Here is a 19,730-nt window from a genome sequence, read left to right on the forward strand (position 1 = left end):
TGGTGAGGCGTATATAGTCGGCAGCCGTCCAAAGTGTCAACAACCATTTCCGTCTTTTTTGAATTTTTTGCGACGAAAGATTGCGGCGCCGATTTTCGGTAGCCGACTTCCGCGGCGGCATGGGGATAACAAAGCCGACCACCGCCACGGAGCCCTATTGCCGCCGCATTGCGGTTTGACACCAAGGCCAACGAAGCCGGCGCATGCACCACCGGCGCGGCGCCTTATAAGAGACTGTAAGAGAGCCACTAAGAGAGAAGTATGACTGGGGATCTCGGCCGAAGCCAGGCGCTTCGTTGACTTCGCCCGCCGTGACAGGCAAATGTCATGGCCACAACAAAAGCGACAAGCCGTCCCGCCCGGGGAAGAAGCAGCCTTTCTGGATGCCAGATACGGAAAATGTCATAGCCGAACTCGGCAACGAGCCGCCGCTGATTGCGGACGGTCGCAGTGGCCCGCCCGACCGGCGCGAGGTTTCGGCGCGCTGGCTGTCGGGCACTTTTCTTACGGGCGTGACGTCGAGCGTGCTGATGGGCGTGGCGCTGTTCGCAGCCCTTGACGGCCGTCAGCAATTGGCAACGCCGCCCGAGATCGCCGAACTGATCAGCCTTGCAAGAGGCGACGATTCCGGCGAGATCGCCAAGACCACCAGGCTGGTGGCGCCGCGCCAGATCGCCAAGGCCAAGGACCGCCGGCGCATGGAAGTGTCGATGGTGACCAAGGTCGGTGACCGCGACGTCATCCACACCATGCCTTTCGTGCAGATCAAGATGGCGCTTGCCGCCGGGCACACGACCAGCCGCGCCTATCCGCCTTTCAACCCCATGCAGGTGTTTGGCGACGACCGCAACGGCAATGCCGGTCAGCCGGCGACCGCCGCCGCCGGCCAGATCTATGGCGCCAAGGTCGAAAGCGAGATGAGCCTGAAGACGGTCGATTTCCCGATCGAGACGGCGGCCTTCGACGAAAAGAGTGATTTGTCCGCCGACGAGGTGGAAAAGGTGGTGCGCCAGGCCGGCACGGGCCTGAGCGACGGCGCCGTGCAGGTCGCATCGCTGCATTATGTCGACCCGCAGCGATTCGGCGATGCATTCGCCGAGAGCATGGCCGGGTCCTACGACGTCAGGATCGTCCCGGAAAACGTCTCGGTGTCGCCGCGTGCTGCCCCCGACGATCAGGCGCCGGCCTTCGCCGAGGAGATCATCCCCTTCACCAGGGACCGCGACATAGTCGAGGCCTTCGCCGATTCGGGCTATACGGGCGAGGACGCCACCGGCATGGCCGAGGCGATCGCCAAATTGCTGAATGCGACAGCGCTCAAGGCGGGAACCGTGCTGCGCGTCGGCCTCGAGATCCATGGCGACGCCGCCAAGGTCGTTCGCACCGGCATCTACGACAGGGCCCAGCATATCGTCACCATCGCGCTCGATGATCACGGCCAACATGTGCCGGCGCAGGAGCCGGAGCCCAATCCCGAATTGCTGACTGCCTTCGATGATTCGCCGCCGGTGGTGGTGCGCGGCAATCTGCCGAACGTCTATGACGGCATCTACCGCGCCGCCTACTCCTACGGCATGTCCAAGGCGATGACCAAGCGGCTGATCAAGCTCCTGGCGTCCGGTGTCGATTTCCAGTCGCGGCTCAGTCCGTCGGACCGCATCGAGGTCCTGTTCTCGCAGCCGGACGGCGACGACCGGGCATCCGACGAATCCGAGCTGCTCTATGTCTCGGCGAGCTTCGGCGGTACGACGCGCAATTTCTACCGGTTCCAGATGCAGGACGGCAGCACCGACTATTTCGACGAGGACGGCCGCAGCGCCCAGCAGTTCCTGCTGCGCAATCCCCTGCCCGCGGGAAAATTTCGCTCCGGCTTCGGTGCCCGCAGGCATCCGATCCTCGGCTATGTGCGCATGCACACCGGCGTCGATTGGTCAGCCTCCATCGGCACGCCGATCATCGCCTCCGGCAACGGTGTCGTCGAAAAGGCCGGATGGGCCGGTGGCTATGGCAAACAGATCATCATCCGCCACGCCAATGGCTACGAGACCTCCTACAATCACCAGAGCGCTTTTGCCAAAGGCATCGCGCCGGGCGTGCGCGTCCGCCAAGGCCAGACCATCGGCTTTCTCGGCCAGACCGGCCTCGCCACCGGTCCGCACCTCCACTACGAGCTGATCGTCAACGGCACCAAGGTCGATCCGATGCGCGTTCGCCTGCCGGTCGGCAAGGTGCTGAAGGGCGACGACCTCGTCGCCTTCAAGCGCGAGCGCGGGCGCATCGATGATCTGCTCAAGCAGGAAGACAGTGATTCGCTGAAGGTCGCGAGCGCCAAAATCGAAGGCTGAGCCGGAGCCTTTCCGGGTTCCTCAGCTCTGCGAAGTTTCAGATCCACGCGGCCATGGCAGTCGTTCGCCGGAAACAGTCGTCCACGCCACGATTGCCGAGAGCAGGCAAAGCAGCGCCGTCACCAAGGCGACGGCTGCGAACGCTGCGTCGCTGGCGGCAAGCCTTGCTGCATCGAGATCCGGTGCCAGGCCCGCCGGCGCCGGTTCGCCGAAACCCGGAATGCCGGATGCGGCACCGCTATTCAGCGCTGCCGCATAGATCCAGGCCGCCAGTGACCCCATCGCCGCCACCGCGATCAGGCCGCCAATGCGCGAGACGGCATTGTTGATTCCCGAAGCAGCACCGGTATCCTTGTCCCCGACCGCCGTCATCACCGCCGTCGACAGCGGCGACACGACCAGCGCCATGCCGAGCCCCATCAGCGCCATCAGCGGAAACACTCCCCACCAGAAACTGTGGATGCCGGCATAGGCCAGCAAAGCAAGCCCGGCAAAGGCGACAGCGACGACGAGGCTGCCGCTGGCGATCGGAAAACGCGGACCGATCCGGTCGGACCACTGGCCGACCGGCCCCGACAACAGCGCGATCAAGACCGATAGCGGCAGGAAGATGAAGCCGACCTCGGCGGCGCTCAGCCCCCATCCGGCGATCAGCAGCATCGGCAGGTAGAACAGATTGGCCGATAGCGCGAAATAGAGGAAGAAGGTCGCCACATTGGCGCCGGCGAAGGCGCCGACCCGAAACAGCGAGAGATCGATCATCGGTTCGCGCTGCCGGCGCTCGAAGGCAATGAATACGATGAGCAGCACCGCGCCGGCGGCGATGCTCGGGCCGGACATTTGCACCTCGCCTTCGCTGCTCATCGAAGTTAAACCGTAGGCAAGCGCGCCGAACGCCAAGGTGGCGAGGGCAGCGCCACCGAGATCGAGGCTGCGCTTTTCCGTCGGTGCGTCGGCCGGGACCTTGGCGAGCAGAAGGTAGATCGAGACAAGACCAAGCGGCAGATTGACCGCGAAGATCGCCCGCCAGATGCCGTCGCCGAAGGCCGACAAGACAACGCCGCCCAGCACCGGGCCAAGCGCCGTCGTCAGCGCCGAGGCCGCCGCCCAGATGCCGATCGCCCTGCCGCGCTCCTTCTTCGGATAGGCTTTGGCGATAATGGCGAGGCTGCCCGGCACCATGATGGCGGCGCCGATGCCCTGAATGGCGCGAAACGCAATGAGCACCGGCGGGTTCGGCGCCACCGCGCAGGCAAGCGAGGCGGCAATGAACAGCGCGATGCCTGCCACGAAAGCATGCCGCAGGCCAAAACGGTCGCCGGCGGCGCCGCCGACAAGGATGAGTGCCGAAAGCGTCAGCGCATAGGCGTTCGAAATCCACTGCGCCTCGGCGAAACTGGCGCCAAGATCGACGCGGATCGCCGGGGTGGCGATGGCCAGGATCGAACCGTCGATGAAGCCGAGCGCGGAAGCCAGGATCGCCGCGATCAGCACGAAGCTGCGCCGCGATTGCGGGCAAAACGTATCGGCCGGGAGCGGCCTGACCAGTGGGACGGCTTCGGCGCCGACTTCGCTTGGAGAACGCATGAAGCTTGCTTAGACCTCCTCTGCGCCGGCAACAACCAGCCAGAGGGTTGTTGTCGTTGAAACCAGAACAGGATGGGGACTTCTGCGCCGCCGGATCGCGGCTCCTTCGCTTGCCAAGGATCATCGGCCGATTAATACGTCGCCCAAAGAGCCTGCTCCCGGGTTGACCCAGGGCTGCGCGATGATTTGGGATAGGGCGCTCAGTCGATGAATTCCACCGTGACGCCCGGCGACACGATTTTTGCCAGTTCGCGCGCGTCCCAATTGGTCAGCCGCACGCAGCCATGACTTTCGGTCTTGCCGATCTTGGAGGGGTCGGGTGTGCCGTGAATGCCGTAGGTCGGCTTGTCCAGTGCGACCCAGACCGAGCCGACGGGGCCGTTCGGGCCCGGCGGGATGGTCAGGATCTTGTTGTTTTCGCCCTGCTTGAAATTGATGTTCGGGTTGTAGGTGTAGTTCGGGTCGAGAGCGACCCGCGACACCGCATGCGTGCCGGTGGGTGAAGGCGTGTCCGCCGAGCCGATGGTGGCTGGATAGGCCGCGATTAGCTTGCCCGACGCGTCATAGGCGCGGACCTGCTTCTTGCCCTTGTCGGCGATGATGCTTGCCACCGGATTCGCCACAAGCCTGCCGAAATTGGCGACCTTGATGACCGTGCCGGGACGGTTGAAGTTCGCTTCGGGATTGAGCGCCTTCAGATAGTTCTCGTCCATATGGAACCGCTCGGCCAGCGCTTCGGTGACGGAGGTGTAGCTCAGCCGGTCGAGCTGCGCCTTCTGGCTGTAATCTTCCGGCACCGAGGCGACATAGGGGCCGGCCGCATCCTCGGGCGTGATGTTGTAGGAGGCGAAGGCATCGCCGCCGGACTGCTCAAGGGCCGCCTGGATGCCGACCACATCGGTCGACCGCAGATTGCCGCCGGTGATCTCGTTGTAGGCGGCGAGCGCCTTGTCGACATTCGAGCCGAAGCGCCCGTCGACGACGCCGGGCGAAGCGCCGGCGCGGTCGAGCAGCACTTGCAACGCAGCAACATCCTGGCGTGCACCGAGTGAAAGCGACGGATCAATAACGGTCTCGCCGCCGATCTTTGGCGGCAGTGCCGCCTGGTCGCCCGGCGCCGTCGGCTCGACCGGTTCGATCGAAGCCTCGTCGAGCGGCTGGCGCTTGACGGTGCGCGGCTCTATCGGCTGCGGCGCTTCCGGATAATCGTTGCCATAGCTGCCGTCATCGCGCGGTGCTTCGGGAAAAGCTTCCACCGAATTGTCGCTGTAGGGATCGTATTCGTCGACCGGCGGTACGACTTCGTCGACCGGCGGTACGACGATCAGGCCTTCCTCCTCCAATTGCCTGCGGCGCAAGCGCGCCGCGTCTTCCGGGTCGTCGAGATAATAGCGGTCGTCCTCGACCGGTCCGAGATTGCGCAAGCGCTCGCGGCGGAGCGCGCGGCGGTCGAACCTGGTCTGCGGCGGCTGGATAGCGAGGACCTTGCCGGTTTCCGCATCGACGATGACGCGGTTTCCCCTGGCGTCGTAATAGACGTCGAAATCGCCGTTCTGGGCGACCAGCACGCCACCGGCATCGGCCGCACGGGCAGATCGCGGCGCGATGTCTTCCGTCGGCGCGGCCATTGCGCTCGAAGAAAGCAGCCCGGCGGCAAGCGCCGAAAGGGTGAAGATCGTGCGGAACATGTTGGGCAAATTCTCCAGTCCATAATTGCCGCCGCCCGGCGTTGTCACTTTGGAGCGCCGCGCGTCCCTTCGGACGCGCAAGGACGCTCTAACACTTAAAATCTCCGCGTCATGCATTCCGAAAATCGAATTCGATTTTAGGGCCTATGCGGCAGCGAACCCCTTCGCCAGCAAATCAGTTACCGACCATAAGGTTCCAACATGAACCGGGCATGAAGATGGCGGATTTCTGGCGGTGAGAGCAACATAGCTAGGTGGCGAGTCCCAATTCCTTGCGCGCCTGCTTCGTCAGCTTGAGCACGACAAGGCGATGGCTTTCGCGCAGATAGTCCTTCAGCGCGTCATCGTCCATGCTTTGGCTTGTCTGGCGCTGGATCCATTTCATGCCGCGTGAGGCAAGATAGGGCGCGGGCCGAAGGCCCGGCTGTTCCTTCAAGATGTCATAAGCGATGTCGGAGCATTTGAAGGTGACGAACGGCTCCTTGCCCTCGCTCCAACCGCCGATCGCAAAGACCTTGGCTCCGACCTTCCAGACATGGGCGCCGCCCCACTGGACGACGTGGCTCGCCGCAGGCAGCGAGGCGCAGAAGCTGTTGTAGTCATCCAGCGTCATCTGCGCCCCACCGTTTAGTGTCTAATCACGTGGCGGGCTCGAAATCAGGCCGCCGCCTCGGTCGCCACGACTGTCGGCTTCGAGCGGAAGTTCAACCGGTCGGAACCGGCGGTGACCTTGACGGTCGAACTGTCGAGGACGTCGCCGAGCAGGATCTTCTCCGCCAGCGGATCCTGCAGGTCCTTCTGCATCACCCGCTTCAACGGCCGCGCGCCATAGGCCGGATCGTAGCCCTTGGCGGCCAGCCAGTCGATCGCCTCCTGGTCCAGCGAAAGCGTGATCTTGCGATCGACGAGCAGGCTTTCCAGCCGCTTGAGCTGGATCTCGACGATGCGGCCCATATCCTGCCGGCGCAGTCGGTGGAACAGGATCACCTCGTCGACGCGGTTGAGGAACTCCGGCCGGAACGACGCCCTGACGACGCTCATCACCTCGTCGCGGACGACATCGACGTCCTGGTTCTCGCCGAGATTGACCAGATATTCGGCGCCGAGGTTCGACGTCATGATGATCAGCGTGTTGCGGAAATCGACCGTACGGCCCTGCCCGTCGGTCAGACGGCCGTCGTCGAGCACCTGCAGCAGCACGTTGAACACGTCCGGATGCGCCTTCTCGATCTCGTCGAACAGCACGACCTGATAGGGCCGGCGCCGCACCGCTTCGGTCAGCGCGCCGCCTTCCTCATAGCCGACATAGCCGGGAGGCGCGCCGATAAGCCGGGCGACCGAGTGCTTCTCCATGAATTCCGACATGTCGATGCGCACCATGGCGCTCTCGTCGTCGAACAGGAAGCTGGCGAGCGCCTTGGTCAGTTCGGTCTTGCCGACGCCCGTCGGTCCGAGGAACATGAATGAGCCGATCGGCCGGTTCGGATCCTGCAGGCCGGCGCGTGCGCGGCGAACGGCTTTCGACACGGCCTGCACCGCCTCGCCCTGGCCGACGACGCGCTTGCCGATCTCGTCTTCCATGCGCAGCAGCTTGTCACGCTCGCCTTGCAGCATCTTGTCGACCGGAATGCCGGTCCAGCGCGACACGATATGGGCGACGTGATCAGGGGTGACCACCTCTTCGACCATGCCGACCTTGCCGTCCTGGGCTTCGGCTGCCTTCAACTTCTTTTCCAGTTCCGGAATCTGGCCATAGGCAAGCTCGCCGGCGCGCTGGAATTCACCCTTGCGCTGGGCAATGGCGAGCTCGTTGCGCGCCTCGTCGAGCTGTTTCTTCAGGTCGGCGGCGAGCCCGAGCTTCTGCTTCTCGGCCTGCCATTTCGAGGTCAGTTCGGTCGATTCCTCTTCCAGAGCGGAAAGATCCTGTTCGAGGCGGGCGAGCCGGTCCTTCGACGCGTCGTCCTGCTCGACCTTCAGCGCCTCACGCTCGATCTTGAGCTGCATGATGCGGCGGTCGATCTCGTCCAGCGCTTCGGGCTTCGAATCGACCTGCATCCGGAGCCGCGACGCGGCCTCGTCGACAAGGTCGATGGCCTTGTCCGGTAGAAAGCGGTCGGCGATATAGCGGTTGGACAGCGACGCTGCCGCGACCAGCGCCGAATCCGAGATGCGCACCTTGTGGTGCTGCTCGTATTTTTCCTTCAGGCCGCGCAGGATGGAGACGGTGTCTTCCACCGTCGGCTCATTGACGAAGACCGGCTGGAAGCGGCGGGCAAGGGCGGCGTCCTTCTCGACATGCTTGCGGTATTCATCGAGCGTCGTTGCGCCGACGCAGTGGAGTTCGCCGCGTGCCAGCGCCGGCTTCAGCAGGTTCGACGCATCCATGGCGCCATCCGCCTTGCCGGCGCCGACCAGCGTGTGCATCTCATCGATGAACAGGATGATGCCGCCGGCGGCAGCGGTAACTTCCGAAAGGACCGCCTTCAGCCGCTCCTCGAATTCGCCGCGATATTTGGCACCGGCGATCAGCGACCCCATATCGAGCGCCATCAACTGCTTGTCCTTGAGCGATTCCGGCACGTCGCCGTTGACGATGCGCAACGCCAGCCCTTCGGCGATCGCCGTCTTACCGACGCCGGGTTCACCGATCAGCACCGGATTGTTCTTTGTGCGGCGCGACAGCACCTGGATGGTGCGGCGGATCTCGTCGTCGCGGCCGATGACCGGGTCGAGCTTGCCGGCGCGGCCGTCGGAAGTCAGGTCGCGCGCGTACTTCTTCAGCGCATCATAGCCCTGCTCGGCGCTCGCCGAATCGGCGGTACGACCCTTGCGGACGTCGTTGATCACCTGGTTCAGCGCCTGTGGCGTCACGCCGGCCTTGGTCAGGATGTCGGCGGTCTTGGCGGATTTCTCGACCGCCAGCGCCGTCAGCAGCCGCTCGACCGTGACGAAGCTGTCGCCGGCCTTCTTGGCCAGTTCCTCGGCGGTCGAGAATACCTTGGCCAGCGGCTGCGCCAGATAGAGCTGGCCGTTGCCGCCTTCCACCTTGGGCATTGCCTCAAGTGCCGTCTCGACGCCAAGCTTGACGTCGCGGACGCTGCCGCCGGCGCGCTCGATCAACGACGCGGCCAAGCCCTCGTCGTCGTCGACGAGCACTTTCAATATATGTTCGGGGGTGAATTGCTGGTGGTTGCGCGAGAGCGCCAAGGTCTGCGCGGACTGGATGAAGCCGCGCACGCGCTCGGAATATTTTTCAAGGTTCATCTCTGTCTCCTTCCGTCACCGGCCCGCTTTGCGGCACCGGATCAGATTGCGGTGACGGACCCGCCCGTTCGAGCCGGGTCCTGTTCACGCGAGATATGGGGCGCAAGCCACGGACCCTCAAGACGTCCCAATAATGGTGAATGCATAATATTGCCCGGGCGCGCAAAACAAAAACGGCGGAGATTTCTCTCCGCCGTCCAAGAATGTCTGAAGCCTTGCTCGATCAGTTGTTGACGTCGATGATGGCGGGCTCGCCACCGGCGTCTTCCGCCGGCGCTGCATTCACGTTATCAGCGCCAGCATTGTCGTTACCGCCATCCACCTGATCAGCATTGACGCGCGGGCGGCGCGGACGCCTGGGGCGGCGGGCAGCGCCGCTTTCGGCGGCTGCTTCGTTCATCTCGGCCTGGGCAGCGAGAGCCGCCGGCGAAAAATTTTCGAACTGCGGCGCGGGTTCGGTCACAGAGACCGGCTCGACCGGAGACACAGTTTCCGCCTGTACGGGCGTCTCGTTCTGTACCGGTGTCTCGTTGCGCCGGCTCTGATCGCCGCGCCGGTTCAGATCGTCGCGCCGGTTCTGATCGTCGCGTTGTCCGCCCTGCTCGCCGCGCGCACCGTATTCGCCGCGCTGGGCGTTCTGGCCGTAGCCGCCATTGGGGCGACGGTCACGATGGCGGCCGCCATTGTTGTCGCGCCCACCGTTGTCGCGTCCATCGTTATCGCGGCCACGGTTATCGCGATTATCACGGGCGCTTTCCTGGTTGAACGCCAACTCGGCCGGCGTGCCGTCGATGACCGGCTGCGGGCCGCCACCTTGGTTGACCACCGGAGCCGCAGTCTCACCGACATTGCTGTTGCCGGCATTGTCGAACTCGTCGCGATCTTCGTCCCCGTCATCGTCGAAATCGTCGCGGTTCTGCTGAGCGCTCTGGATCGGTAGCTGCGCCTGCGCGGCAGCGATGATGCGATTGTAGTGCTCGGCGTGCTGGAGATAGTTTTCCGCCATCACCCGGTCGCCGGAGCTTTGCGCGTCACGGGCAAGGGTTGCGTATTTTTCGGCGATCTGCTGAGCCGATCCGCGGATCTTCACGTCCGGACCGTTGCTCTCGTAGTTGCGCGTCAGGGGATTTGGGCCCTTGCGGTTGTTGTTGTTGTTATTGCCGCCGCCATTGTTGTTGCGACCGCGCATGCGCCTGTTCTGCTGTTGTGGCCTCATTCGACTCTCTTCATTTTGAAATTTTCGAAAATTGTTCACGCACGGAGGCGCTCATGCAGCCAGCCGTCTCGTTCTTCACCGGCGTTCGCCCGCATCGATTGCGTTGGCGCCACGTCTCATCCTGTTCCGGTTACATCACTTGTCGGACGATTCCCGCACGAAGCTTGGGCGTCGTTTGCGCAAGAAGGCAGCTATTTCCAAGGAAACCGAATCGCTAAGAGCACTGCCTGCTTCGTCTCATCCGGTTAAGGCGACCCTAGCCGCATTCCCCGGCATTGCCAAGCGCTTTTTTTGCACTGCATCACGGCTTTGTCAGTTCCTTTGTCAGTTCAAAGATCAGAACCCTCTCGTTTCCGCCAAAGTCTCGGAATACCCCCGCCGGCATATAGCCGGCTGCGGAGAATATGCCCGTGACCTCTTTGCGTTGGGTGTGGCCGATCTCGACCGCAATCCTGCCCTTGGCTTCCAAAAAACCTGCCGCCTCGGCGGCGATGATCCTGTAGGGACTCAGACCGTCCACGCCGCCATCGAGGGCTTGGCGTGGATCGAAATCGCGGACTTCGTCCTGCAGATTTTCAATGTCTATGGACGCTATATAGGGCGGGTTAGCGGCAATTACATGGTATCGGCCAAAAACTTTTTCGAACCAGTCGGATTTGAGCACCTGGAACCGGTCGGCTAACCCCAATTCCCCGGCATTGCGCATGGCGGTCGCCAGCGCGCCTTGCGAAATATCGACACCGGTGGCGACCGCCGCCGGAACGGCGCTGAGCAGCGCCAGCGCGATCGCGCCGGTGCCGGTGCCGAGATCGAGGATGCGGCATTGGCCTTGCCGTTCCGCTGTCGCCCTAACGAAGGGCAGCACCGCTTCGACCAGCGTTTCGGTGTCCGGTCGCGGCTCCAGCGTTTCCGGTGACAGCGACAGGCGCAAGCCGTAGAATTCGCGATGGCCGAGGATGCGATGCACCGGCTCACCGGCAATCCGCCGCTTCAAGGCTGCATCGATCGCGGCAATCGCGCAGGCATCGACCGTGCATTCGGGATCGGCGATGGCTTGTGTGCGGGTCGTGCCGGAAAGATGTTCGACGATCAGCCTTGCATCCAGCGCCGGATCGGCGACTGACGCCGCGGCAAGGCGTGCCCGCGCCGCTTTCAGCAGCGGCCCGAGCGTCCCGGGCAGACTGTCAGCCATCGAGGCCGATATCGGCGAGCAGCTTCGACTGGTGATCGGCGATCAGCGCGTCGACGATCTCGTCGAGTTCGCCCATCATCACCCGGTCGAGCTTGTAGAGCGTCAAATTGATGCGATGGTCGGTGACGCGGCCCTGCGGGAAATTATAGGTGCGGATGCGCTCCGAGCGATCGCCGGAACCGACCTGCGATTTGCGCGATTCGGAGCGTTCCTCGTCAGCCTTGCTGCGCTCGAGGTCGTAAAGCCTGGCGCGCAGGATCTGCATGGCTTTCGCCCGGTTCTGGTGCTGCGACTTCTCCGCCTGCACCACCATGATGCCGGTCGGCAGATGGGTGATGCGCACCGCCGAATCGGTGGTATTGACGTGCTGGCCGCCCGAACCCGAGGCGCGCATCGTGTCGATGCGGATATCTTCGGCCCTGATGTCGATGTCGACCTCTTCCGCTTCGGGCAGCACTGCAACCGTCGCCGCCGAGGTGTGGATACGCCCGCCGGCCTCGGTCGCCGGCACGCGCTGCACACGATGCACACCGGACTCGAATTTCAGATGGGCAAAGACCCCCTTGCCCGAAATAGTGGCGATGATTTCCTTGTAGCCGCCGACCTCGCCCTCGCTGGCCGACACCGTCTCGAAACGCCAGCCGCGTGCCGCGGCGTAGCGTTCGTACATGCGGAACAGGTCGCCTGCAAAGAGAGCCGCCTCGTCGCCGCCGGTTCCGGCGCGGATTTCGAGGATGGCGTTCTTGTCGTCTGCGGCATCCTTGGGCAGAAGCAGGATCTGGATGTCCCTTTGCAGCGCCTCGATGCGTTCCCTGACCTCGGGCAGATCGGCCTCGGCCAATGCCCGCATCTCGGCATCGGTGCTTTTGTCGGCGAGCATCGCCTGCAAGTCGGCCTGTTCATCCTCGGCGGTCCGCAGCGCCCTGATCTTTGCCACCATCTCCTGGATGTCGGCATATTCCGACGCCATCTTGACATAGGCGTCCGCCGCCGGCCCGGCCGACATCTGCGCTTCGAGCATGTCGAAACGCTTGACGACTTGATCCATACGGTCGCGGGGCAGGTTGATCATAGTCCTGGAACTTAGATAAGATTCACGTCAGGGCGAGCCGAAAACGGCGAGTTTCGAGAACCGGCCTACGCCGGCCGTAGCCTTCATAGGGCGGAGGCATCGATGAGGGCTTCGGCCGGCGAAGGCCGGAGCGGAATGTACATTTAGAGCAATTCCAGGAAAAGTGTGAAGCGGTTTTCCGTCCGAAATTGCGCAAAAACAAAGAGATAGAGCGGTTCGGCGTTTCCGTGAAACGATGAATCGCTCTAGGTACATGAGCACCGGAAGCGCAGAAAATCGACATTTGCAGGCCGCCCTCACGTGAATCTATAACGGAATGGAGCGGTCGTCGGCAAAGGCTTGCAGCAGCGCCCGCATCGGCAACCCCTGGACCGGCGCCATGAGATTGTCGTCGAAGAACGTCTCCAGTTCGGCCAGCGGCAGTTCCGTCAGCATCGCCTTGACCGGACCGATCGAAGCCGGCGACATCGAGATCGACCGGTAGCCAAGGCCGATCAGCGCCATCGCCGAGATCGGCTTGCCGGCCAGTTCGCCGCACAAGGTCACCGGGGTTTGATTGCGCACCCCGGCGTCGGCAATCTGCTTCAGAACGCGCAGGAACGGCGTCGACAGCGCATCGAAGCGGTCGGAGAGCTGCGTGTTGCCGCGATCGACCGCCATGACGAACTGGAACAGATCGTTCGAGCCGACCGAGACGAAATCGACGGCCTTCATCAGCTCGTCGAGCTGGAACAGCAGCGACGGTACTTCCAGCATGGCCCCGAGCTTCAGGCTGGTCGGCAGATGATGGGCAAAACGCGACAGATGCCGCACCTCGCGATCGATGATCTCGCGCGCCTGTGCGATCTCGCCGAGCTCCGTCACCATCGGCAGCATCAGCTTCAGTTCACGCCCACCGCAGGCCTTCAGAAGCGCGCGGATCTGGGTGCGCAACAGGCCCGGCCGGTCGAGCGTCAGGCGGATGGCGCGCCAGCCGAGCGCCGGGTTCTCTTCCTGGATCGTGTCCTTGAAGTAGGGCAGCACCTTGTCGCCGCCGATATCGATGGTGCGGAAGGTCACCGGCTTGCCGCGCGCCGTGTCGAGCACGTCGCGGTAGAGCCGTTCCTGGGCTTCCGCACGTGGAAAGGTCGAGGCGACCATGAATTGCAGCTCGGTGCGGAACAGGCCGATGCCGGCGGCGCCAGCCTCGGCAAGCTGCGGCAGATCGACGGCTAGGCCCGCATTCATCAAAAGGTCGACCTGGACGCCGTCCTTGGTCACGGACGGCTTCTTGCGCAGTTCGCGGTAGACCTCCTGCCGCCGCGCCCGGAAGCGGACCTTTTCGGCATAGGCGGCTTCGAGGTCGGGCTGAGGGCGCAGATGGATCGCGCCTTCCTCGCCGTCGACAATGATGGCGTCGCCGTTTTCCGCCATGGAAACGGCGCCCCTCATCTGGCCCGCGACCGGTATGCCCATGGCCCGCGCCACGATAACGACATGGCTGGTCGCCGCGCCGTCCTCGAGCACCAGCCCGCGCAGCTTGTCTCTGGGATAATCGAGCAGTTCGGCGGCCCCCATCGAGCGGGCGACGATGATGGCGTCCTTCGGCAGCGAGGCCGCAACATCGTCCGGCCCGCGCCCCATCAACTGGCGCAGCAACCGGTTGGCGAGATCGTCGAAATCGCTCATTCGCTCGCGCAGATACGGATCGGTCATGTGCAGCATGCGGGCACGCATGTCGCTCTGCACTTTTTCCACCGCCGCTTCCGCCGTCAGGCCGTTGCGGATCGCCTCTTCCAGCCGGCGCACCCAGCCGCTGTCGTTGGCGAACATGCGATAGGCTTCGAGCACCTGGCGGTGCTCGCCTTCGAAAGCGACTTCGCGGCGTTCCAGCATATCGTCGATGGAGAGCCGGAGCGAACCAAGGGATGCATCGAGCCGCTTGATCTCCTCATCGCTGTCCTCGTTGAACAGATTGGTGACGACGATGCGCGGCTCGTGCAGCACGACATGACCGAGCCCGACACCCTCGTTGAAGGACAGGCCGGTAAAGCTCACCGGGCGGCGCAGGTCGAGTTCGAGCCCGGGCCGGGTCAGCCGGGCAAGGTCGCCGGTGGCGATCATCTCGGCGATCACCATCGCCGTCGTTTCCAGCGCCTCGACTTCGTCGTCGCGATAGTGGCGCATGGTCTTGTTCTGGACGACCAGAACACCAAGCGTGCGCCCTGCCCTGAGCACTGGCACGCCGAGGAAGGAATTGTAGATCTCTTCCCCCGTTTCCGGCAGGTAGGCGAAGGCTGGATGTTCCTGCGCATTGGAGAGATTGAGCGGCCGTGCTGACGCCGCGATCGTGCCGACGAGGCCTTCCCCCAGCCTGAGCTGCGCCAGATGGACGGCGTTCGGGTTCAGACCCTCGGTGGCATAGAGTTCGAGCACCGAATCGGCGCGCAGCACATAGAGCGAGCACACCTCGGCGACCATGTTGGCGGCGATATCGCGCACGATGCGGTCGAGCCGCTCCTGCGGCTCCAGCGGCTCCTGCATGAGCTCGCGGAGCCGTTTCAGCAAAACGCGCGGGCCACTGGCCGTATCACGCATCGCGGCTTGTTCTCCAATGGACATTTTGCCCGCCGCAGTTTCTCCCGCGGCCGGCGCTCACGCAACAACTCAATTAGAGCGCCGTGCGTCCAATTGGACGCCAAAGGACGCTCTGAGACTTTCGATCTGCTGCATCGTGCTTTCCGAAAATCGACTCCGATTCTCGGGCCGATGCAGTCTGCTACTGCTTATCCAGACCGTAGACGGAATGCAAAGTGCGAACCGCAAGTTCGGTGTAGGGACCGTCGATCAGGATCGAAATCTTGATCTCGGAGGTCGTGATCGCGCGGATGTTGATCGCCTTGTCGGCCAGCGCCTTGAAGGCGGTGGCGGCGACGCCCGCATGGCTCCTCATGCCGATGCCGATGACCGAGACCTTCGACATGCCGGCTTCCGACTGCACGACGTCGTAGCCGATCGTGGTCTTCAGCCGCTCGAGCACGGCAAGCGCCTTGTCGACATCGCCGGACGGCACGGTGAAGGTCATGTCGGTGAACTTGCCGTCCTCGGAAATGTTCTGAACGATCATGTCGACGTTGATGTTGGCCTCGGCCAACGGCCCGAAAATGCCGGCGGCGACGCCCGGCCGGTCGCTGACACGGCGCAATGAAATCTGCGCTTCGTCCTTGGCATAGGCAATTCCGGTGACGACCTGCTGTTCCACGATCTCTTCCTCGTCGCAAATAAGCGTTCCGGGCGGATTGAGCAAATCCCCCATTCCGGGCGCGTCGGGATCGTCGAAGGACGACCGCACGAAAGTACGCACCCTGTGCACCATGGCAAGCTCGACCGAGCGTACCTGCAGGACCTTGGCGCCGAGAGAGGCCATCTCAAGCATTTCCTCGAAGGAAATCTTGGCCAGCCGCCGCGCTTTCGGCTCGATGCGCGGGTCGGTGGTGTAGACCCCGTCGACATCGGTGTAGATGTCGCAGCGGTCGGCCTTGACCGCCGCCGCGATGGCGACAGCACTGGTGTCGGAGCCGCCGCGGCCGAGCGTCGCGATGCGATTGTCCGGCCCGATGCCCTGGAAGCCGGCGACCACGGCCACCTGGCCCTCGCCGAAGCGCTTGATCAGGAACGCGCCGTCAATGTCGCGAATGCGCGCCGCGCCATGCGCATTGTCGGTCTTGACCGGGATCTGCCAGCCTTGCCAGGAACGGGCATGGACGCCCATGTTCTGCAGCGTGATCGCCAGCAGGCCGGCGGTCACCTGCTCGCCGGAGGCGACGACGGCGTCATATTCGCGTGCATCGTGCATGGGCGAGGCTTCGCGCGTCCATTGCACGAGCTCGTTGGTCTTGCCGGCCATCGCCGAGACGACCACCGCAACCTCATGGCCGGCATCGACCTCGCGTTTGACATGGCGCGCCACATTGCGGATGCGGGCGATGTCGGCGACGGAGGTTCCGCCGAATTTCATCACGATGCGCGCCATGGAAGCGAAATGCCTTTGACTGGGTGCCGGACCGGCTGCCGAAAAAACGGAAAGGGAGCGCCCGACTGGGCCGGCCGCTGAATTCGCGGCCTCCTTAGCCAAATGCTTTGGGTTTCGCAAGGCGTGCTGCCGGTTGCAGCTGGCGACGAAGGCGACAGACGAGGGCGGCAGCGCGTGCCCGCATGCCTATCGACGACATGCGGTGGCTTCAGGCCAGGTGCGCTGCGCCTCTCCACAGGCCCGGATAGTCGACAACGAAGCCGGCCGGCGAGACTTTCAGGATCTCATCGTAGCCGAACATGGGCGCAGCATAGGCGTAACGGGCCTCGTCGAGACGCCGATAGGTCTGTTCGAGGCGCACCAGCCTGAGTTCGGGAAATGTCAGATACGCAGCCGGAGCTTGTGTCGACATGCCGACCTCCAGGTCGAAACGGCGGATCGCCAGCAGGTTGGTAGCGGGCGTGAAGCCGAGATCGACATCGATGAGGCCAGCGACTTCTCCTTGGCGTTCGCCGTTCAGCGTCCATCCGCCGTCGGCAAGTCGTTCAATCGCATATTGCAGATCTTGTGTGCCGAGAAAGCCCTCGATGTGCGCCGATCGTGCATGCCAGCCGGCATCGCAGGTCACCTCGTAGGCAATGCTGCACGGCTTGCCGTCCTGGACGAAAAGCGCTTGCCCTCTGAGGCTGCGCCCACCGTCCGTTTCCGAAGGTTGGCCAGATTCAGACAGCAGGCCAATTTCAGACAGCACGCAGGCGTCATGGCCCTCGAGGTCAAGTCGGCGCCAAAGGATCGAAGCTACGCTTCGCATCATGGTCTCCTCCCGTTGAAAGCAACGCCTCTCCTTCGTCCGCCGGAATAATTTTGTTTCCGCCGTGAGGCGTATCGAGCTGCCACATGCTGACAGATCGCAGTCGGCACCGCCCGGCATCATCAGCACTGCTCTGTCGACAGGCGAAATTGCTGCCTTGACATTCGCTGCCTCGCGACCGACTTCCTAGCGCACCAGAGCGCGATCAGCAAAAGTGGTATCCGGTTTTGCGCCCGATCGCGCTCTGAACTTTTGAGTCTGCGGGAGACACGCCATGCCAGAACCCCGACGGTCGACGATCGATGCCGGAGAAGTGGAGCGCTTTTCCGCGCTTGCCGCCGAATGGTGGAATCCGAACGGCAAATTCCGCCCGCTGCACAAGTTCAATCCGATCCGGCTTGCCTATATACGCGACCAGGTGGCGGCGCGCTTCGGCCGCGACCCGCGTGCGGCGCGGCCGTTCGAGGGCCTGCGCTTCCTCGACATCGGCTGCGGCGGCGGGCTGTTGTGCGAGCCGATGGCGCGGCTTGGCGCCGAAGTGCTCGGCGCCGACGCATCCGCCACCAACATCGAAGTGGCCAAGCTACATGCGGCGGAGGTCGGCGTGACGGTGGATTACCGTGCCACGACAGCGGAGGATCTGGCCGACGCCGGCGAGAAATTCGACGTCATCCTCAACATGGAAGTGGTCGAGCATGTTGCCGACATCGACCTGTTCGTGGCCAAATGCGGCGAGATGCTCAAGCCCGGCGGCATCATGTTCGTCGCCACCATCAACCGCACGCTGAAGGCGCTGGGCCTGGCCATCATCGGCGCCGAATATGTGCTGCGCTGGTTGCCGCGCGGCACCCACCAGTTCGGCAAGCTGGTGCGGCCAGACGAGCTGGAAAAGGCGCTTGCCGGCGCTGGTCTGACCATCATCGACCGCACCGGCGTCGCCTACAATCCGCTCGCCGACCGCTGGCAGCGGTCGAAGGACATGGACGTCAACTACATGGTGCTGGCGGAGAAGGCACCCGCCTGAACCTTCTCACGCCGCCACCTTCTCACCTGTCTGGCTTTGCGCCTTCGTGGTGATCTGGCTTTGCGCTTTGGTGGTGATGAACACGCCGGCGATGATGATGGCAGCACCCGCCCAGGTCAGCAATTGATAGTGCTCGCCGAGAAAGATCGTCCCGGCAAACAGCCCGACCGCGGCCGCGACATAGCCGATCTGGCTGAGATAGACCGGGCCGCCGACCGCCTGCAGCCGGAAGAAGAAGGCGAACATCGCCGCGGCTGAGGCGACCTGCCCGACGACCACCAGCGGCACGCCGCCGAGCAGGGCGAGCGAGCCGCCGCCCTGCAGCGTGAAGATGCCGCAAACAAGCAGCGCAGCCGATGCCAGATGGCTGCCGACGGCAAGCTCGATCGGTCCGGTCCCTTCGGGCCAGTCGACCGTGCGGTAGATGTTGCCGGCGGCAAGGCTGACCGGGATGAGCAGGCCCACCGCCACCCAGAAAAATTCGGCCGGCTGGCCAGCCTCGCCGCGCGTCACCGCCACCATGACAGCACCGAGGAAGCCGACGGCAATGCCGACGATACCAAGCAAATTGGGACGCCGGACGCCGAGCAGGATCGAAAACACCAGTGTAACCACCGGCGACAGCGTGAACATGATACCGGTGTAGCCGGCGCCGAGATGCGGAATGGCCGAGAACATCAAGAGATTGGGGAAGGCATAGGACACCGCCGCGGTGACGAAGAAATAACGCAGTCTGTGCAGGGTGAGCCGGATGCGCTGTCCGCGCAGCAGCAAGGCGCACAAAAGCACGCTGCCGGCGCCGAGCGAGATGACGAGGGCCCAGACCATGGCCGAAACACCGGCCGCCGTTGCGATCTTGCCGAACGGCAGCGTCAGGCCGAGCAGGCCGCCGGTGACGACCAAAAGGCCGAGCGCTGAATCCCAGAGAAATTTCATAACGAACCTATTGTCTTTGCGGCTCTTGGCCAGCACTGTGTCTTGAGGTAAGATAATGCAAAGATTCTTAACGTCAAGATATTTAACGGTGATATAGATGGATCGCGCCGCGAAGGCCATCGAGCAGTGGAAACGAGAGCGGCCGGATTTGGATGTCTCTCCGATGGCCGTGCTTGGACGGTTGAACGAAGCCTCGTCGCTGATAGCACGAGAACGCCTCGCTCCGCTGTTTGCGCGTTTCGGTTTGCAGTCCGGGGAATTCGATGTGCTGGCGACGCTGCGCCGTTCCGGATCACCTTACGCGCTGACGCCAACCGCTCTCTACGAAGCGACGATGGTGACGTCGGGCGCCATGACCAACCGGCTCGACCGGCTCGAAAAGTCAGGATTGATCAAGCGTGGGCCGCATCCCAACGACCGGCGCGGGGTTGTCGTGCAACTGACCGAAAAAGGCCTGACATTGATCGATGAGGCTGTCGCCGCCCACGTCGCCAACGAACACGAGATACTTTCCGGTCTGACGCGCGCCGAACAAGAGACGCTTGCTCGCCTGCTTGAGAAATTGATCGGCAGCGTAACCTAG

14 protein-coding genes are annotated in these 19,730 nt (G+C 63.5%); 3 read left to right on the forward strand and 11 right to left on the reverse strand.

All coding sequences use genetic code 11. The annotated features are described in order from the left end of the window. Nucleotides 1-383: 383 nt before the first annotated feature. The gene (locus tag BQ8482_RS19745; protein WP_165848637.1) at nucleotides 384-2,345 is read left to right on the forward strand and encodes a M23 family metallopeptidase; all 1,962 of its coding nucleotides are present in this window, start codon (nucleotides 384-386) and stop codon (nucleotides 2,343-2,345) included. A 21-nt stretch (nucleotides 2,346-2,366) separates the two neighbouring features. Here BQ8482_RS19745 and BQ8482_RS19750 read toward each other — a convergent pair whose 3' ends face one another. From BQ8482_RS19750 to BQ8482_RS19795, 10 genes are all read right to left on the reverse strand, one after another. After that, entirely contained in the window at nucleotides 2,367-3,932 is a 1,566-nt protein-coding gene (locus BQ8482_RS19750; RefSeq protein WP_123149153.1) for an MFS transporter, read from the reverse strand. A gap of 200 nt (nucleotides 3,933-4,132) precedes the next feature. Further along, nucleotides 4,133-5,620, reverse strand: coding sequence for a L,D-transpeptidase family protein (locus BQ8482_RS19755; protein WP_123149192.1), 1,488 nt, complete (start codon nucleotides 5,618-5,620; stop codon nucleotides 4,133-4,135). 250 nt (nucleotides 5,621-5,870) lie between these two features. Further along, nucleotides 5,871-6,233, reverse strand: a complete 363-nt coding sequence (locus tag BQ8482_RS19760; RefSeq protein ID WP_123149154.1) for an MmcQ/YjbR family DNA-binding protein — start codon at nucleotides 6,231-6,233, stop codon at nucleotides 5,871-5,873. 44 nt (nucleotides 6,234-6,277) lie between these two features. Further along, on the reverse strand, nucleotides 6,278-8,884 hold the full coding sequence (gene clpB, locus BQ8482_RS19765; RefSeq protein WP_123149155.1) for an ATP-dependent chaperone ClpB: 2,607 nt from the start codon (nucleotides 8,882-8,884) through the stop codon (nucleotides 6,278-6,280). Nucleotides 8,885-9,107: 223 nt separating this feature from the next. Further along, nucleotides 9,108-10,100 carry a DUF4167 domain-containing protein gene (locus BQ8482_RS19770; RefSeq protein WP_123149156.1) on the reverse strand — a complete coding sequence of 331 codons (993 nt, stop codon included), beginning with the start codon at nucleotides 10,098-10,100 and terminating at the stop codon, nucleotides 9,108-9,110. Between the two features lie 301 nt (nucleotides 10,101-10,401). Continuing rightward, nucleotides 10,402-11,292, reverse strand: coding sequence for a peptide chain release factor N(5)-glutamine methyltransferase (prmC, locus tag BQ8482_RS19775; protein ID WP_123149157.1), 891 nt, complete (start codon nucleotides 11,290-11,292; stop codon nucleotides 10,402-10,404). Next, nucleotides 11,285-12,364 (reverse strand): peptide chain release factor 1, encoded by a 1,080-nt coding sequence (gene prfA / locus BQ8482_RS19780; RefSeq protein WP_123149158.1) that lies wholly within the window; start codon nucleotides 12,362-12,364, stop codon nucleotides 11,285-11,287. The genes prmC and prfA overlap by 8 nt, the downstream gene beginning before the upstream one ends. A gap of 306 nt (nucleotides 12,365-12,670) precedes the next feature. Beyond that, nucleotides 12,671-14,941, reverse strand: a complete 2,271-nt coding sequence (gene ptsP, locus BQ8482_RS19785) for a phosphoenolpyruvate--protein phosphotransferase (RefSeq protein WP_123149159.1) — start codon at nucleotides 14,939-14,941, stop codon at nucleotides 12,671-12,673. Nucleotides 14,942-15,122: 181 nt separating this feature from the next. Continuing rightward, nucleotides 15,123-16,376, reverse strand: coding sequence for an aspartate kinase (locus BQ8482_RS19790; protein WP_123149160.1), 1,254 nt, complete (start codon nucleotides 16,374-16,376; stop codon nucleotides 15,123-15,125). Between the two features lie 208 nt (nucleotides 16,377-16,584). After that, a complete protein-coding gene (locus tag BQ8482_RS19795; protein WP_244602890.1) occupies nucleotides 16,585-17,190 on the reverse strand; it encodes a putative glycolipid-binding domain-containing protein in 606 nt (201 codons plus the stop codon). A gap of 271 nt (nucleotides 17,191-17,461) precedes the next feature. Between BQ8482_RS19795 and ubiG the strand changes: the two genes are divergently transcribed. After that, nucleotides 17,462-18,211 carry a bifunctional 2-polyprenyl-6-hydroxyphenol methylase/3-demethylubiquinol 3-O-methyltransferase UbiG gene (gene ubiG, locus BQ8482_RS19800; protein WP_123149161.1) on the forward strand — a complete coding sequence of 250 codons (750 nt, stop codon included), beginning with the start codon at nucleotides 17,462-17,464 and terminating at the stop codon, nucleotides 18,209-18,211. Between the two features lie 6 nt (nucleotides 18,212-18,217). Here ubiG and BQ8482_RS19805 read toward each other — a convergent pair whose 3' ends face one another. Beyond that, a complete protein-coding gene (locus BQ8482_RS19805) occupies nucleotides 18,218-19,147 on the reverse strand; it encodes a DMT family transporter (protein ID WP_123149194.1) in 930 nt (309 codons plus the stop codon). Between the two features lie 97 nt (nucleotides 19,148-19,244). Between BQ8482_RS19805 and BQ8482_RS19810 the strand changes: the two genes are divergently transcribed. Further along, nucleotides 19,245-19,730: a MarR family winged helix-turn-helix transcriptional regulator gene (locus tag BQ8482_RS19810; RefSeq protein WP_123149162.1), complete on the forward strand. Its 486-nt coding sequence runs from the start codon at nucleotides 19,245-19,247 to the stop codon at nucleotides 19,728-19,730.

The sequence above is a fragment of the Mesorhizobium delmotii genome (genome assembly GCF_900149755.1).
Lineage (GTDB): Bacteria > Pseudomonadota > Alphaproteobacteria > Rhizobiales > Rhizobiaceae > Mesorhizobium > Mesorhizobium delmotii.